The following is a 13,723-nucleotide window of genomic DNA, read 5'->3' as shown; positions in this document are numbered from 1 at the left end:
CACATGGCCTGCGGTCCGGCAACCGACGCACAGCGCCGGACTTTGCCAATCGGCGGGACCAGCTAGGCTAGGGCCGATTCGTCGTCCGCACCGTGGAGACCTCCTGTGAAGCTATCGATCCTCATGCCGGTTTACAACGAGGAAGAACGCATCGCGGATGCCCTCAAACAGGCACTTGCGGTCGACTACCCGTGCGAGATCGAGCTGCTCGTCGTCGACGACGGCAGCCGCGACGGCACCGCCGAAATCCTCGGTCGCGCGGACGACGCGCGGCTCCGGGTGATCACCCACCCGCGTAACGCCGGTAAGGGCGCCGCGATCAAGACCGCGGTCGCGCACGCGGACGGCGAGTACATGGTGATGCTCGACGCCGATCTCGAATACGACCCGCAGGACATTCCGAAGCTGCTCGACCCGGTACTCGACGGGCGGGCCACGGTTGTATACGGAAATCGGACATTCGGCAGCCACAGCGCATACAGCTTCTGGTACGTGATGGGCAACAAGGCCGTCACGACCGCTGCCAATGTCCTGTTCAACTCGTACATCGGCGACCTGGAAACCTGTTTCAAGCTGCTGCCGGTGGCGCTCTACCGTTCGCTCGACGTGAAGTCGCGCGGGTTCGGCATGGAGGCCGAGGTCACCGGCAAGCTGCTCCGTCGCAAGATCCGCCCGTACGAGGTGCCGATCAGCTACCGCGCGCGGGGCCGCGAGGAGGGCAAGAAGATCACCTGGAAGGACGGCGTCGAGGCGGTCTGGATCCTCGGCCGTGAACGCGCCCGACGCCGCAACGTCCCTACCCCAGGAAAGCGCTGATCGAGGCGCGCAGGCCTGCCGGATCCAGCCCGTGCCACCGGGCATGGTCCGCCGGGCTGCCGTAACGTCGAAGGTCGGTGCGGCCCACGCCCAGGGCCAGCAACCGATGGCTCACGTCGGTCAGCGCCTGCCCGACCGGAGCGCTTGACGTACCGGCGAGATACGGCTCGACCAGGACCACCTCCGCCGCACCCCTGGTGCCGACCAGCGAACGTAGCCCCGCCGTGTCGAACGGGCGGGGCGTTTTCGTGTACGCGACCGTGACGTCCAGTCCGGCGACCGCCCGCATCGTCGGATCGAGCATCGGCCCGACCGCCACCACCACCGCCCCCTGCGCGCTTCCCCGTCGGAGCACCCGGAGCCGGCCCCCGTTGTCCTCGTACGGGCGGTTGTTGGTCTGGGTGGACAGCCGCAGGTAGACCGCGTCGTCGTTGCCGACCGCGGTACGCAGCAGCGCCGGGACCTCGTCCGGGTGACCGGGTACGTGCACGGTCCAGTTGCCGAGCGTGTCGATCAGAGCCACGTCGGCCGGGGACATGTGCGTCCGGCCCATGCTCGAACCGTCGTACGACGCTCCGACACTGACCACCACCGCGCCCACGCCCTGATGGTCCAGGTCCAGCTTGAGCTGCTCGTACGCCCGGTCCACCGCGAAGGTCGCGTACGAGTGCACGATCGGGCGCAGCCCGGTCAGAGCGAGCCCACCGGCGACGCCGATCATCAACTGTTCGCGGATGCCGACGTTGAGCACCCGGTCGGGATGGGCTCGGGCGGCCGGGGCGAACGCCGAGGCGGAGATGTCGGCGAGCACCACGGCCGTACGCGGCGCTTCGGCGAGCAGCGCGGTCGCCGTGCTGACGAAGGTCTCCCGCATGGTGCACGGAACTGCGGTACCGGACATGTTCGTCAGCCTTCCTTCGATTCGACCCGGGCCACCACGACGTGCGGCCGATCGGGTTGGTGGCCGCGCAGGGCGGCCTCGATGGCGTCCCGGTCCCGCCCGTCGACGCCCGCGGCGGTCCAGCCGTTGACGGTGAACCGGCTGGCGATCCCGCCCGGCCACCCGTGGCTCGCCGACTGGTTGTCGATCACGATCGCGGTGAGGTTCGACAGTCCGGTCGCACCCGCGTACGCGATCGCCTCGTGGTTGGCGCCCTCGTCCAGTTCGGCGTCGCCGAGCAGGACGTACACCCGGGGTTGGGTCAGGCCCTGGGCCCGCAGCCCGAGCGCGCTGCCCATGCCCAGTCCGAGGCCGTGCCCGAGTGAGCCGCTGCCGATCTCCACCCCCGGCACCAGCAGCCGGTCCGGGTGGTGGCCGAGCCGGCTCTCCGGCCCGGCGAGGTCGTCCAGCCACGCTTCGGGGATGAAACCCTTGGCGGCGAGTACGGCGTAGTAGGCGGCCGGTCCGTGTCCCTTGGAGAGCAGGAACCGGTCTCGCTCGGGAGCGTCCTGCCGGTCGGGATCGACCTGCAGGATGCGGTCGTAGAGCACCCAGATCACGTCCAGGGTCGAGAACGCGCTGGGCCCGTGTTTCTCGTCGCCGGTGAGCCGGCGCAGCAGCGGGCCGAGCCCGGCGCTGGTTGTCGGTGCCGTTGTCATGCGGTTAGCCTGCGAGTTGAAGTTAACTTCAAGTCAAGGGGTGATCGTGCAGGAGGGATTGACCATCGGCGATCTGGCCGTCCGGTCCGGGGTGGCCCCCTCGGCGCTGCGCTACTACGAGCGGCTCGGGCTGATCCGGGCCGGACGCACGGGCGGAAACCAGCGCCGGTACGAGCGCAGCGAACTGCGCCGGGTGGCGTTCATACGGATCTCGCAGCAGGTCGGGATCTCGCTGGAGGAGATCCGCGCCGCGCTCGACTCGCTGCCCAACTCGCGTACGCCGACCACCGCGGACTGGACCCGGCTCTCCGCCGCCTGGCAGGGTCGGCTGGACGAGCGGATCCGGATGCTCACCAAACTCCGCGACGACCTGAACGGATGCATCGGCTGCGGGTGCCTGTCGTTGCAGCGGTGCACCCTCTACAACCCCGGCGACGAGTTGGCCGCCGAGGGACCCGGCGCCCGCCTGATGCTCCCCCGCACCGCCCGGGCCTAGCGCACCCGTCCCGCCGGGCCTCTTGCCGGTCGTCCCGCCGGGCCTCTTGCCGGTCGTCCCGCCGGGCCTCTTGCCGGTCGCCCCGCCGGACAAAACAACGCGTTCGATTCGTACATCAAAGATGATGTATCTACATCATCTTTGATGTAGAGGAGAAAGGCGTTGTATGTCTGCGGCCGGGGGATGTCCCAGGGGCGGGCCGGCGGCGGTCCCGGGCCGGCCGCGACCTGCGGCAATCCGTCCCGACCCGCCCCGACCCAGCGCGACCCACCGCGATCACTCCAGCGTGAGGAGCACCTTGCCGAGGTGGTTGCTGTCCTCCAGGATCCGGTGCGCCTGCGCCGCCTCGGTGATCGGCAGCCGCCGGTCCACCACGGGGTGGATCACGCCCGACTCCAGCAGTGGCCAGACCTCGTCGCGTACTCCCCGTACGATGGCGGCCTTCTGCGCCGACGGGCGGGACCGGAGGACGGTCCCGTGGACCGAGCCGTACTTCGACATCAGGGTGCTCACGTTCAGTTCACCCTTGCGGCCACCCTGTAGGCCGATCACCACGATCCGGCCGTGGTTGGCGAGCGCCTGCACGTTCCGGGTCAGGTACGACCCACCCATGATGTCCAGGACCACGTCCGCACCGCGCCCGTCGGTGGCGGCTCTGGTCTCCTCGACGAAGTCCTGGTCGGTGTAGTCGATGACGTGGGTGGCGCCGAGCTTGCGCAACTGTTCGTGTTTGCTGGCCCGGGCGGTGACGATCACGTTCGCGCCCAAGGCGGTGCCGAACTGGATGGCGAAGGTGCCGATGCCGCTGCCACCGCCGTGGACGAGCAGCGTCTCGCCCCCGCCGAGCCGGGCCACCTGCACCAGGTTCGACCAGACCGTGCAGGCCACCTCGGGCAGGCCGGCCGCGTCGACGAGGTCGACGTTCGCCGGCACCGGCAGCACCTGCCCGGCGGGGACCACCACCCGCTGCGCGTAGCCGCCGCCGGTGAGCAGGGCACATACCTCCTGGCCGAGCCGCCACCCGGTCACGTCGGGGGCGATCGCGCCGATCACCCCGGAGCATTCCAACCCCGGGTACGGCGAACCGCCCTTCGGCGGCTCGTACCTGCCCTGCCGTTGCAGGACGTCGGCGCGGTTGACGGCGGTCGCGCGTACGTCGATCAGCACCTCGCCCGGACCGAGTTCGGGATCGGGAACGTCGGCCCAGACCAGTGCCTCGGGTCCGCCCGGCTCCGGAACAGTGATCGCCTTCATGTGTCCAGTCTGGCGAAACCTGCCGTCCTGTCCAGTCCTGTGGACCATGGCGTCTGGGTAGGTCCGGTTCATGGCAGACTAGGCGACGGCAACGGACCGCCGGGTACGGCTTCCGAGGCCAAGGAGGGTTCGCCTAGTGGCCGATGGCGCTGGTCTTGAAAACCGGTAAGGGCAGCGATGTTCTTCGTGGGTTCGAATCCCACACCCTCCGCCCCTGAACAGCGGGAACGCCCGCCCGCACCATCGCAATCCACTCGCCGCCGGGGTGCCCGACACGATGTGTCGGGGCGTCGACTGTCGGTGTCGAGGGTGAAGATGGACCCGATTGGATGTCGATCCGCCGAACGCTGCTTCGACCCGTTCGTGGAACCGTACGCATCGGAGGTTGTGAGATGACAGGCGAACTCGATCGGGCCGGACTCGACCGGCTGCGCGATGCCATGGCGGGGCGGGTCGACAAGGGCGAGCTGCCGGGCCTGGTCACCCTGGTCGCCAAGGGCGACGACGTACGGGTCGAGACCATCGGGTGTACCGCCTTCGGCGGCGATGTGCCGATGCGGCGGGACACCCTGTTCCGGATCGCGTCGATGACCAAGCCCGTCCTCGCGGCAGCCACGATGATGCTGGTCGAGGACGGCAGGCTGAGCCTGGACGAGCCGGTCGACCGGCTGTTGCCGGAGTTGGCCGATCGCCGGGTGCTCAAGCAGGTCGACGGGCCGCTCGACGAGACCGTCCCGGCCGATCGTCCGATCCTGGTGGAGGACCTGCTGACCTTCCGCCTCGGATTCGGCACGATCACCGAACCGAGCTTCGACCCACCGTTCCCGATCAACAAGGCGGTCCACGAGCTGCAACTCGTCCTCGGGCAGCCGGATCCGCGTACGCCGCACGAGCCGGACGAGTGGATCAGGCGGTTCGCCTCGCTGCCGCTGATGTACCAGCCCGGCGAGCGCTGGCAGTACAACGTCGGCACGCTGGTGCTGGGTGTCCTGGTCGCGCGGGCCGCCGGACAGCCGCTCGGCGACTTCTTCCGGGCCCGGATCTTCGAGCCGCTCGGCATGACCGAGACCGGCTTCTGGCTGCCCGCCGACTACACCAGGCGACTGCCCAGCCACTACATGACGGACTTCCAGACCGGGAAGATGGAACTGCGTACGGTCTCCACCCCGAGCGAGTGGTCCAGCCCGCCGGTTTTCCCGTCCGGCTCCAGCGGCCTGCTGTCCACCGCCGACGACTTCCTGGCCTTCGCCCGGCTGCTGCTGGCGAAGGGGGTGCACCGGGGTGAGCGGCTGCTGTCGGAGGCGTCGGTCGACCTGATGACCACCAACCACCTGACCCCGGAGCAGATCTCCACCGGCGGGATGCTGCTCGGCGGCCGGGGGTGGGGGCTGGGCATGTCCGTCGCGGTCGAGCCGGACGAGATCTCGCCCGTACCGGGCCGCTACGGCTGGGACGGCGGGTACGGCACCACCTGGTTCAACGACCCCCACACCGACCTGGTCGCGATCGCCCTGACCCAGACCAGCGACTTCATGTGGAACGGCGGGCTGAACGAATTCGCCAAGCTCGCCATCGAGGCGGCAGACGGTCGGTAACCGCGACTTCACCAGCTGGCAGCGGCAGTACGCGGGATGGACTAACCTCTTAGCTAAGGAGGCGACATGTCAGGCGAAGCGGCGATGCAGTTCAACATCCATGATGCGAAGACGAACCTGTCACGGATTATCGATCGGGTCGAACACGGCGAGGAGATCATCATCAGCCGTGCCGGCAACCCGGTCGCAAAGGTCATCCCGCTGACTCGCCGGGTGGACCGCAGTGGTCGCGGTTCGCTACGAGGAAAACTGGTCGCCACAGAGGACTGGGACTCCGCCGAGGTCAACGACAGCATCGCCGGTGACTTCGGTATGCCGCGATGAGATTGCTCCTGGACACGCATGTCGTGATCTGGTGGTTGACGGATGATCCGACGTTGGCGGAAGAGATCAAGGCTCAGTTGGATCACGAGCCGGATGTCTATGTCAGCCCGGTCACGGTCTGGGAGGTCTGCATCAAACAGGCGATCGGCAAGCTCAAGGAGCCGGCCGATCTTCCTGAGCGTATCCGCGCCAGCGGTTTCCGCGAACTCCCAGTGACGTCCGAGCATGCCATCGCGGCTGGGCGTCTTCCGCTGTTTCATCGTGATCCGTTCGATCGGATGCTCGTGGCCCAGGCTCGCTGTGAAGATCTGACCCTGATCACCCGGGACCCCGAGATTCGGAAGTACGACGTCTCCGTGCTCGCCGCATGAACGAGCATCGCACTTCCTACCACGGTGATCGGGCAGTTTCGGGCTCGTCGGGCTGGGGCGTCAGCTGATCGACTTCAGCGTTGGCGGGGCCGGGCTGCCGATCGGGTACTCCGGATCACGTCCGGCGCGTACCTCCATCGCCCAGCTCAACTGCGCGCAGCCGTCCGGGGTGCAACAGGCGCAGGTGCCGGGGGCGTAGGACGTACCCCGGTCCTCGTGCTGGGCGATGGTCATCGCTGCCGCCTCCCAGATGCCCGCGCGGGTCAGCGGCTCGTCGACGCGGCTCACGGGGCGAACACCTGACCGGCCATGGCCACCACCTGTGCCTTTCGTTCGGGGTACCGGCGCGCGGCGGCGACCGGCTCGGAGTAGCGACCGGGAGCACCGCCGGTCGCCGGGACCCTGCGGTCGCCGGTGTCCGCCCGATTGGCGAGGTCCATGGTCACGACAGGGTCAACGCACGCGTACGTGGATGGTTGTGGCAACGCGGCCACCGTCCCACTGGTACGGACAGCCCCGGGTGCCGACCGGTTGGGTCGGCACCCGGGACCGGGGGGAGGGCGGGTCAGGCTGAGTAGCCTCGGGTGGCCATCCAGTTGGCCAGGTCGATCGTGGTCATCCAGTAGGAGCTGACCCCGTTGACGAACGCCGGGTCCGCGATCTGCACGGTCCGTCCGCTGTCGCGGTAGCCGACGACGGTGAGGTAGTGACCACCGTCGTACGAGTGCCAGCCGCCGTCGGTGTCGGTCGCCGAACCGGCGATGTTCGCGACGACCGCGTACCCGCTGCTGACCGCATGTACGACGTCCGCCTGGAGCTGGTCCATCTGGGCCGGGGACGGGGCCCCCTGGATGAACGTGCTCGTGTAGAAGTTGGTCTTGGCCAGGCTGTTCAGCCCACGGGTGACGTCGTCGGCGGAGTTGGTCCCGTTGAACGTGGTGCCCAGGGCCGCGGCGACGTCGTCCTGGCTCGGCTGACGGTCGCGGGCGGTGAGGGCGATCCGGGTGGCCGCCGGCCCGCAGTACCAGCCGTTGATCTGCGCCTCGTAGTCGTAGTCGAGCACCTTCGACGCGGGGGGAGCCTTCTTGGCTGCCTTGGTCGGTGTCGCCACGGCCTTGGCGGCGGTGGGCGGGGCCGACGACGGGGCCGCCGGAACCGGTGCCGAGGTCGAGGCGCTCGGGGACGGGGTGGCCGGGCTCGGGGTGACCAGGCTGGGCGCGACCTCGGCGCCGGCCTGGCCGCCCATCTTCTCCGCGACCGCGATGGTCGAGGCGTTGGCCGGCGGGGTGGACCCGTTGCCCTGGGTGAGCAGGATGCCGGTGGTGAGACCCACGGCGAGAACGGCGGCGGAGACGGCACCGGCCCGGTACGGGCTGGCGGTCACGACGCGTCGGAGTTGCTGACGATGCTTCATATAGATCCTCCGCAGATGTGCCGATCTGCGATCGGGGGCACATGAATCGGGATGGCGAGATGTCTCTGCCGGGGCCGGGTACGTGACCGGGGTACGCGCTATCGGCGGGGCGGATTCACCGCCAGCCGTCGGTCCGGATCGGGGCGTGCGGAACCGTCACCGCGATGCGGTGAAATGCGTTACCGGATGAACTCGCCACGGGAATTGCCGGGCGATTTCGGATCACCTACCGGTCACGCGCGTCCTCGCGCCACCGACCGCGTACCTGTGTGCGTCGCCGGTCGTCGGAGTGGGCCTAGTGCGCTACCTTCGCGGGCTGCACCGCGATGCGGGCGAGCCGGGGCAGGTGGCGGATCGGGCCGGGGGGATCGAGGGTTGGGCCACGGCAGGTACGGCGCTGCACGAGCATGTTCTCCTTCCGATACCGCCTACCGGGTTAGCTGACGGATTCGGGCGGGAAGCACGCCCTACCGCTAACCAATGGTTCGCGGATTCACCCCAGAACTACTGTGGGTCCCCGGCTCGTAACAGTTACGACTCAGCGGGCCTGTTCCGGTGTCACCCGCGGTGACTAAGGGCCGGACCAGACGGGCTGACGTTACTGGGCCGCTTCTGCTCCTGCCAACCCCTCTTGGCCTGCTTAAACCGTGACCCATGCCGCTTCTTTCGAGTGGTGCGACCCGCGATCCGTGATCACGGAGAGTGGTTGTAGCCGCAGTGACCAGTTTGACTGCGACAGGCGTACCCGCTTGTGTCCCGGACGTTGACGACGTCGGATTTGTCGACGAGGTGACATTGCCGGCACGGTGTCCGGATCAGAGAAATGTCCATTGGGCCGAGGCGGGCTGGTCCCCTCGTCGGCAGCCACGGACCCGGGGTCCCCCCGCCTCGGTCGACCGGCGCGGCAGCCAGCGAGCCGTCGTTCACGCTCTGCCGGTCGGGGGCGCGCCGACGACCCGGCCGGGAAAAGCCCGGATGAAAGTCGCGTCCGCACGCGAGGCAGAGGGTTTCCGAACCGGTGCCGATTCTCGGCTGAAATAGGCGGCGGGCCATCCGTACGAGTGGTCGGATCGGTATTCCGAAAATGGGGACCACCGGTGTTGTCGTGGGCGCCGGGAGACCTGTCGCCCACTGTTTCCCCCACCGGCAGCACTGAGGCAGGCCGGACAGGGTACAAAGACACTGAGTCTCCCTCTTTGGAAGGACATCCTGATGAACCTTGAGCGAGCGATCGGGCCGGACCCGTACGACCTGCTGCCGCCGGTGCCGGCGTTCACGCTGACCAGCGACGACGTGCGCGACGGGGAGCCGCTGGGCACCGAGTTCGTACACTCCAGCGTGGGCGGTGGCGACCTGTCGCCGCAGCTCGCCTGGTCCGGTTTCCCGGACGGGACGCGCAGCTTCGCGGTCACCTGCTACGACCCGGACGCGCCCACCACCAGCGGTTTCTGGCACTGGGTCCTGGTCAACATCCCGGTGTCGGTCACCCAGCTACCCCGGGGCGCGGGCAAGGCCGGGTCCGTCGAGGGTGGTGCGTTCGCCGTCCGCAACGACTACGGCACCCAGGAGTACGGCGGCGCTGCCCCGCCGGCCGGCGACCATGTCCACCGGTACCTCTTTGCCGTACACGCCCTCGATGTGGAGCAGCTCGACCTCACGCCGGACGCGAGCCCGGCGTACGTCGGCTTCAACCTGACCTTCCACACCCTGGCACGGGCGGTAATCCGGCCGACGTACCAGGTCAAGGGCTGAACCAACCGGAGTAAGTGGACGGCCGACACCGGGGACGGGTGGAACGGTGTCGGTCGTCGCTCTCCGGTCAGGCCTTCGACGCGCCGGGTACCCGGGCGACGGCGAAGACGGACTGTCCGAACGGCGGCCGCACGAGCTGCTCCGCCGCCTTGGTCACCGGCAGCACCAGGCTGTCGTAGACCTTCACCATCGGGCCTTCCTTGGGCATCAGCCGGAACACGTTCGTCGCCATGTAGTAGCCGATGAGGCCGAGGGCGTTCGCGTAGTGCAACCGCTCCACGGTCAGCCCCGCGTCGGTGAGCGCGGCCCGCATCGTCTTCTTGGTGTAGCGCCGTACGTGTCCGGTGGCGATGTCCGCCGGACCCATGGCGAACTCGAACGCCGGCACGATCAGTACGATCGCACCGCCGGGACGCACCAGTTCCCGCATGCTCCGCAGCGCCCCGACGTGGTCCTCGATGTGTTCGAGCACGTTGTACGAGACCGCCGCGCTGTAGTCGCCGCGTTCCTGCTCCGGCTGCGGCAGCAGCATCTGCCGTACCTCGACGTTGGACTCGTCGGCGAGGCGCTCCTTCAGTGCCACCAACCGGTCGGGATCGGCCTCGGTGGCCGTGAACCTGGGGAAGTGCGGCGCCCACTCGAGCACGTAGTCACCGAGGCCACTGCCGATCTCGATCGGGTTGTCCCCCAGGTAGGGCAGCGCCAGCTCAACAAACCATCGGCGGTGGTTCACGGCGGTCGCGAGACCCTCGAGTACCTCGGACTGAACTCGCTGATCCCCAGTGATTTCTGCCATGCGTCGATTCCTCGCGATCTGAAACTCGACCTGCACCCTGGACCGACAGAGTGAACCATCTACGACGACCGTAGGGAAATTGAGGCATCGGCGTGGCACGAACGGATTGTTCGGTTGATCCGTCCCCGTCCGCCTTCCGGTGGATGATGGCTGGTCGTACTCGTGGTGGCCCTGTTCCGGTGGCTGCGACGCCGCGCGGAGGTGCTCGGGCCGACGCACCGCGCGCCGGGATGACCGCGCTGACCGGCGTCGTGTCGAAGCCCATCGGCGGGGTCTGGGTCTGGGACGTCCGTCCCCTGCTGGACGGGTGAACCGGCGGGGGCGTCCTGCCTGGGCTCAGTTCGAGCGGATGCAGCAGCCCTTGCAGATCCGCGGCTGCGGCAGGGTGAAGGCGAGGCAGCAGGTCTTGCGCTGCACGGTCGGCTCACCGTCCGGACCGGGCACCAGTTCGATCAGGTCTTCGAGGTCGAGCGCGCGAAGCAGCGTCGCGACGTTCTCCTCGGACGCGCCGGGCAGGCCGTCCGCGGCCCGCAGGATGCCGTACGCGACCCCGGAGGCGACCGAGCCGAGCAGCGTACGGGCGCCGACCCGGACCTGGGTGTGGATCGCGTCGAGCAGCGGGGTCAGGTGCTCGTCGAGCAGCGAGGCACGCAGCTCGCGGAGGAGTTGGGTCTCGTCGGTGAGCACCCGCACCTCGGGCAGCCCGCTGAGCGCCAGCGGGTCGGAGGCGAGCACCGCGACCGTGGTGGAGCGGCGCAGCCCGAGGGTCAGCGTCGCCCGGTCGGTTTCGGCCCGCACCAGTACGTCCGACGCCCGGAGCAGGGGGACCCGGCGGGCGGCGGCCCAGCCGACCACGGTGGGCAGCGCCAACCAGTAGGTGTAGGACTTCCAGAACAGCGCGGCGGCGGCGTGCGGGGTGGACTGCCAGGAGCGCCGCGCGGCGGCCAGCAGGTCGGGCAGGTGACTGCCGTTGATCAGGTCGGTGGCGGGCAGCCAGCCCCGCTCGTCGTCGACGAACAGTCCGGGTACGAGCCCGGGCAGGTCGTCGGTCCCGAACATCTGACGCAGGGTCGCGTTGACCGGTGCGAGCGGTGCGGTCGCGTACGCGCGCCCATCGATGACGGCCGTCACCGTGCGTCACCTGTGTGCTGCGCGGATGTGTCCAGCGGGTCGGCGGCGCGGTGCCGCCGTGTCGGGAGGATGCCCAGGTCAGCGTGGCGCAGGGGCCGCGTTCGCCATGGTGTCACCGCTGTCACCGCACCCGCCCTTCGGTCACCGTACCGGTCGCCACGTTAGCACTAAGGGAAGCCTAACCACATCTTGGAGGGTGCGGAGGCGTTCGTCACCATCGGCTACCGAGATCCACCGGTACGCCTGGCGGGCGGATACCCGAACGGGTGACAGGTAACCGGGAGTGACCGATCGGAGGGCTCGACCATGGCCCTGAGCAGGGCATCGAGCCGCGATAGGATCGATGATGATGGAAGAATTGTCAAGCCAAATGTCGTTAACGCGGCAGTTCTGCCCCAGTGGGTAGGTCGCCCACCAGACTGGGATTCCCGGCCCCTTAGGAACCAGATGACCACCTCGCCCATTGAGCGAGCTGCCGACTCGTTCGCGGCCGAACTCTCCAGACGGCGGGTCGAGCGGGGCATGACCAAGAAGCAGCTCGCCGCCCGCATGGGGTTCGACCCCTCATATGTCAGCCATGTAGAGGGCCGCCGCCACCGGCCCACCGAGGATTTCGCCCGCCGGGCCGAGGCCGTACTCGCCGCGTCCGGCGCGATCTGGCAACGCTTCCAGGAGTACGACGAACTCCGGCACGCCCGGTCGAACATGACCGCGCACCGGGACCCGCCCGTACCTGAACAGTGGCTGCCCCCGGGCACCGGGCTCATCGTCGAGCAGGAGTCCGCCACCCTCACCCACCAGGACAAGGCGTACCGGTGCGTCATCCGGCGGGCGCTCTACAACGCCGGCACCGAACCCGTCACCCGCTACCTGGTCCGGGTCGCCGTCGACCGGTACCCCAGCGACCCCGGGCGCTCCAACCGGCACCACCGCGAGCACCCGCTCACCTTCGCCGAACTCGACCTCCAGGCGTTCTGCGGCGACGAAGCCAGCCCCGAGCCGATGGACTGGCGCAAGAAGCACGACCGGGACGCCTTCAAAGAGGTCTGGCTGCTCTTCGAGAACGCCAACGGTCGCTTCCCGCTCTACCCCGGCGAGCGGGTCACCATCGAGTACGCGTACACCGTCGGTGAGGAGAAGTGGGGTCCGTGGTTCCAGCGGGCCGTACGCCTGCCCACCCGGCACCTCTCCGTCCGGCTCAACCTCCCGCTGGACCTCGACCCCCAGGTGTGGGGGGTGGAGACCACCCTCTCGGCCGAAGAGGGGCCGTTGCGTACGCCCCTGCTCCGCCACGACGTCGACGGCCGGGCGGTCTTCGACTGGTCGACCGAGGAACCACCGCTCAACGCCCGCTACCGCCTCGAATGGCGTTACCGTGCCCAGCCCACCGCCGAGGCCGAGCCCGAGCCACGGGCCAGCGACCGGATGCGGGCCGCCGGCATCGTCCAGCGCGGGGCGGCCCTCCTGCGCCAACCGGCCCGACTGTTCGAACTGCCCCGGGACGAGGCCACTGCCCGGGACGTCGTCTTCCAACTACGGGCGGCACTGCACCGGCTGGACGAACTGCACCCGTTCAGCAAGGGGGTCGGGCTCGCCGCACCGCAACTCGGCATCCCCTGGGCCGCCGCCGTCGTACGCCCACCCGACCGGGACGCCGAACCCGTCGTCCTGCTCAACCCGCGTGTTGTCGACACCGCCCGGGACACCGACGAGCAGTACGAGGGCTGCCTCTCCTTCTTCGACCAGCGTGGCCTGGTGGCCCGCCCACTCCGACTCGACGTCGAACACGCCAGATGGGACGGGGGGCGGGCGATCACGTCCTTCGAGTTCGCCATGGCGCGACTCGTCGCCCACGAGATCGACCACCTCGAAGGCAAGCTCTACATCGACCGCATGGACCCCAACATCCCCCTGGTCCCGGTAGAGGAATACCGCGAAACCGGCAGCCCCTGGCGCTACTGACCCACCCGCCCTGCGTTGGGGCAGATGTAGAGAAAGAGTGGCTATATCCGGGGGGATAGCCACTCTTTCTCCGTATCAGGGCCCGTCGGGGGCGGGGGTGAAGGGGGGCCGGGTATCGGGCTCCCACCGCGTACGGTCAGGTGCGCGACCGCGGCCACCGCCGCGACGACCAGGTCCCGTTTGAGCCACTGCCCGGTGCCGAAGTCGAGGCTG

Annotated in this window: 16 protein-coding genes, 1 tRNA gene and 1 riboswitch; of the genes, 9 read left to right on the top strand and 8 right to left on the bottom strand. The window is 68.9% G+C overall.

Annotated features, from left to right (window positions below):
• The first annotated feature begins 105 nt into the window (after positions 1–105).
• Entirely contained in the window at positions 106–816 is a 711-nt protein-coding gene (locus ACWEFB_RS19300) for a glycosyltransferase family 2 protein (RefSeq protein WP_326561749.1), read from the top strand.
• Here the strand turns inward: ACWEFB_RS19300 and ACWEFB_RS19295 are convergent.
• Positions 797–1,690 (bottom strand): transketolase family protein, encoded by an 894-nt coding sequence (locus tag ACWEFB_RS19295; protein WP_452287428.1) that lies wholly within the window; start codon positions 1,688–1,690, stop codon positions 797–799. The two genes, ACWEFB_RS19300 and ACWEFB_RS19295, sit on opposite strands and share 20 nt — an antisense overlap.
• Before the next feature lie 32 nt (positions 1,691–1,722).
• Positions 1,723–2,415 (bottom strand): transketolase, encoded by a 693-nt coding sequence (locus ACWEFB_RS19290; protein WP_452287163.1) that lies wholly within the window; start codon positions 2,413–2,415, stop codon positions 1,723–1,725.
• 46 nt (positions 2,416–2,461) lie between these two features.
• Between ACWEFB_RS19290 and soxR the strand changes: the two genes are divergently transcribed.
• Positions 2,462–2,911 carry a redox-sensitive transcriptional activator SoxR gene (gene soxR, locus ACWEFB_RS19285; protein WP_452287161.1) on the top strand — a complete coding sequence of 150 codons (450 nt, stop codon included), beginning with the start codon at positions 2,462–2,464 and terminating at the stop codon, positions 2,909–2,911.
• Between the two features lie 276 nt (positions 2,912–3,187).
• Here the strand turns inward: soxR and ACWEFB_RS19280 are convergent, their stop codons facing one another.
• On the bottom strand, positions 3,188–4,165 hold the full coding sequence (locus ACWEFB_RS19280) for an NAD(P)H-quinone oxidoreductase (protein WP_452287159.1): 978 nt from the start codon (positions 4,163–4,165) through the stop codon (positions 3,188–3,190).
• A gap of 122 nt (positions 4,166–4,287) precedes the next feature.
• Between ACWEFB_RS19280 and ACWEFB_RS19275 the strand changes: the two genes are divergently transcribed.
• From ACWEFB_RS19275 to ACWEFB_RS19260, 4 genes are all read left to right on the top strand, one after another.
• Positions 4,288–4,376, top strand: a tRNA-Ser gene (locus ACWEFB_RS19275).
• Between the two features lie 181 nt (positions 4,377–4,557).
• Positions 4,558–5,760: a serine hydrolase domain-containing protein gene (locus ACWEFB_RS19270; protein WP_452287157.1), complete on the top strand. Its 1,203-nt coding sequence runs from the start codon at positions 4,558–4,560 to the stop codon at positions 5,758–5,760.
• A 66-nt stretch (positions 5,761–5,826) separates the two neighbouring features.
• Positions 5,827–6,084 carry a type II toxin-antitoxin system Phd/YefM family antitoxin gene (locus ACWEFB_RS19265; RefSeq protein ID WP_452287155.1) on the top strand — a complete coding sequence of 86 codons (258 nt, stop codon included), beginning with the start codon at positions 5,827–5,829 and terminating at the stop codon, positions 6,082–6,084.
• Positions 6,081–6,455, top strand: coding sequence for a type II toxin-antitoxin system VapC family toxin (locus ACWEFB_RS19260; protein ID WP_326561743.1), 375 nt, complete (start codon positions 6,081–6,083; stop codon positions 6,453–6,455). Before ACWEFB_RS19265 ends, ACWEFB_RS19260 begins: the two co-directional genes overlap by 4 nt.
• A 60-nt stretch (positions 6,456–6,515) precedes the next feature.
• Here the strand turns inward: ACWEFB_RS19260 and ACWEFB_RS19255 are convergent, their stop codons facing one another.
• From ACWEFB_RS19255 to ACWEFB_RS19245, 3 genes are all read right to left on the bottom strand, one after another.
• Entirely contained in the window at positions 6,516–6,743 is a 228-nt protein-coding gene (locus ACWEFB_RS19255; RefSeq protein WP_326561742.1) for a hypothetical protein, read from the bottom strand.
• On the bottom strand, positions 6,740–6,895 hold the full coding sequence (locus ACWEFB_RS19250) for a hypothetical protein (RefSeq protein ID WP_452287152.1): 156 nt from the start codon (positions 6,893–6,895) through the stop codon (positions 6,740–6,742). The genes ACWEFB_RS19255 and ACWEFB_RS19250 overlap by 4 nt, the downstream gene beginning before the upstream one ends.
• A gap of 125 nt (positions 6,896–7,020) precedes the next feature.
• The gene (locus tag ACWEFB_RS19245) at positions 7,021–7,869 is read right to left on the bottom strand and encodes a C39 family peptidase (RefSeq protein WP_452287150.1); all 849 of its coding nucleotides are present in this window, start codon (positions 7,867–7,869) and stop codon (positions 7,021–7,023) included.
• 410 nt (positions 7,870–8,279) lie between these two features.
• Positions 8,280–8,423: riboswitch (cyclic di-AMP (ydaO/yuaA leader) on the bottom strand.
• 658 nt (positions 8,424–9,081) lie between these two features.
• On the opposite strand from ACWEFB_RS19245, the gene ACWEFB_RS19240 reads away from it, so the two are divergent.
• Entirely contained in the window at positions 9,082–9,621 is a 540-nt protein-coding gene (locus ACWEFB_RS19240; protein ID WP_326561739.1) for a YbhB/YbcL family Raf kinase inhibitor-like protein, read from the top strand.
• Positions 9,622–9,688: 67 nt separating this feature from the next.
• Here ACWEFB_RS19240 and ACWEFB_RS19235 read toward each other — a convergent pair whose 3' ends face one another.
• Positions 9,689–10,417: a class I SAM-dependent methyltransferase gene (locus tag ACWEFB_RS19235; protein ID WP_452287148.1), complete on the bottom strand. Its 729-nt coding sequence runs from the start codon at positions 10,415–10,417 to the stop codon at positions 9,689–9,691.
• A gap of 179 nt (positions 10,418–10,596) precedes the next feature.
• Between ACWEFB_RS19235 and ACWEFB_RS19230 the strand changes: the two genes are divergently transcribed.
• Positions 10,597–10,728, top strand: a complete 132-nt coding sequence (locus ACWEFB_RS19230) for a hypothetical protein (protein WP_452287146.1) — start codon at positions 10,597–10,599, stop codon at positions 10,726–10,728.
• 25 nt (positions 10,729–10,753) lie between these two features.
• Here ACWEFB_RS19230 and ACWEFB_RS19225 read toward each other — a convergent pair whose 3' ends face one another.
• On the bottom strand, positions 10,754–11,536 hold the full coding sequence (locus ACWEFB_RS19225) for a hypothetical protein (protein ID WP_452287426.1): 783 nt from the start codon (positions 11,534–11,536) through the stop codon (positions 10,754–10,756).
• Positions 11,537–11,995: 459 nt separating this feature from the next.
• Between ACWEFB_RS19225 and ACWEFB_RS19220 the strand changes: the two genes are divergently transcribed.
• Complete coding sequence (locus ACWEFB_RS19220; RefSeq protein WP_326561737.1) at positions 11,996–13,510, top strand: peptide deformylase; 1,515 nt, start codon at positions 11,996–11,998, stop codon at positions 13,508–13,510.
• The last annotated feature ends 213 nt before the right edge of the window (positions 13,511–13,723 follow it).

It is taken from the genome of Micromonospora sp. NPDC004704 (assembly GCF_053601675.1).
The sequence above is the reverse complement of the archived record's forward strand: the minus strand, read 5'-3'. Positions and strand labels throughout refer to the sequence as shown.

What these genes read in the sequence shown, in the direction of transcription:
- ACWEFB_RS19295 (WP_452287428.1), bottom strand. Translation starts at nt 1,690, where the DNA reads ATGCGGGAGACCTTCGTCAGCACGGCGACCGCGCTGCTCGCCGAAGCG.
- ACWEFB_RS19290 (WP_452287163.1), bottom strand. Translation starts at nt 2,415, where the DNA reads ATGACAACGGCACCGACAACCAGCGCCGGGCTCGGCCCGCTGCTGCGC.
- ACWEFB_RS19280 (WP_452287159.1), bottom strand. Translation starts at nt 4,165, where the DNA reads ATGAAGGCGATCACTGTTCCGGAGCCGGGCGGACCCGAGGCACTGGTC.
- ACWEFB_RS19270 (WP_452287157.1), top strand. Translation starts at nt 4,558, where the DNA reads ATGACAGGCGAACTCGATCGGGCCGGACTCGACCGGCTGCGCGATGCC.
- ACWEFB_RS19265 (WP_452287155.1), top strand. Translation starts at nt 5,827, where the DNA reads ATGTCAGGCGAAGCGGCGATGCAGTTCAACATCCATGATGCGAAGACG.
- ACWEFB_RS19260 (WP_326561743.1), top strand. Translation starts at nt 6,081, where the DNA reads ATGAGATTGCTCCTGGACACGCATGTCGTGATCTGGTGGTTGACGGAT.
- ACWEFB_RS19250 (WP_452287152.1), bottom strand. Translation starts at nt 6,895, where the DNA reads ATGGACCTCGCCAATCGGGCGGACACCGGCGACCGCAGGGTCCCGGCG.
- ACWEFB_RS19245 (WP_452287150.1), bottom strand. Translation starts at nt 7,869, where the DNA reads ATGAAGCATCGTCAGCAACTCCGACGCGTCGTGACCGCCAGCCCGTAC.
- ACWEFB_RS19240 (WP_326561739.1), top strand. Translation starts at nt 9,082, where the DNA reads ATGAACCTTGAGCGAGCGATCGGGCCGGACCCGTACGACCTGCTGCCG.
- ACWEFB_RS19235 (WP_452287148.1), bottom strand. Translation starts at nt 10,417, where the DNA reads ATGGCAGAAATCACTGGGGATCAGCGAGTTCAGTCCGAGGTACTCGAG.
- ACWEFB_RS19220 (WP_326561737.1), top strand. Translation starts at nt 11,996, where the DNA reads ATGACCACCTCGCCCATTGAGCGAGCTGCCGACTCGTTCGCGGCCGAA.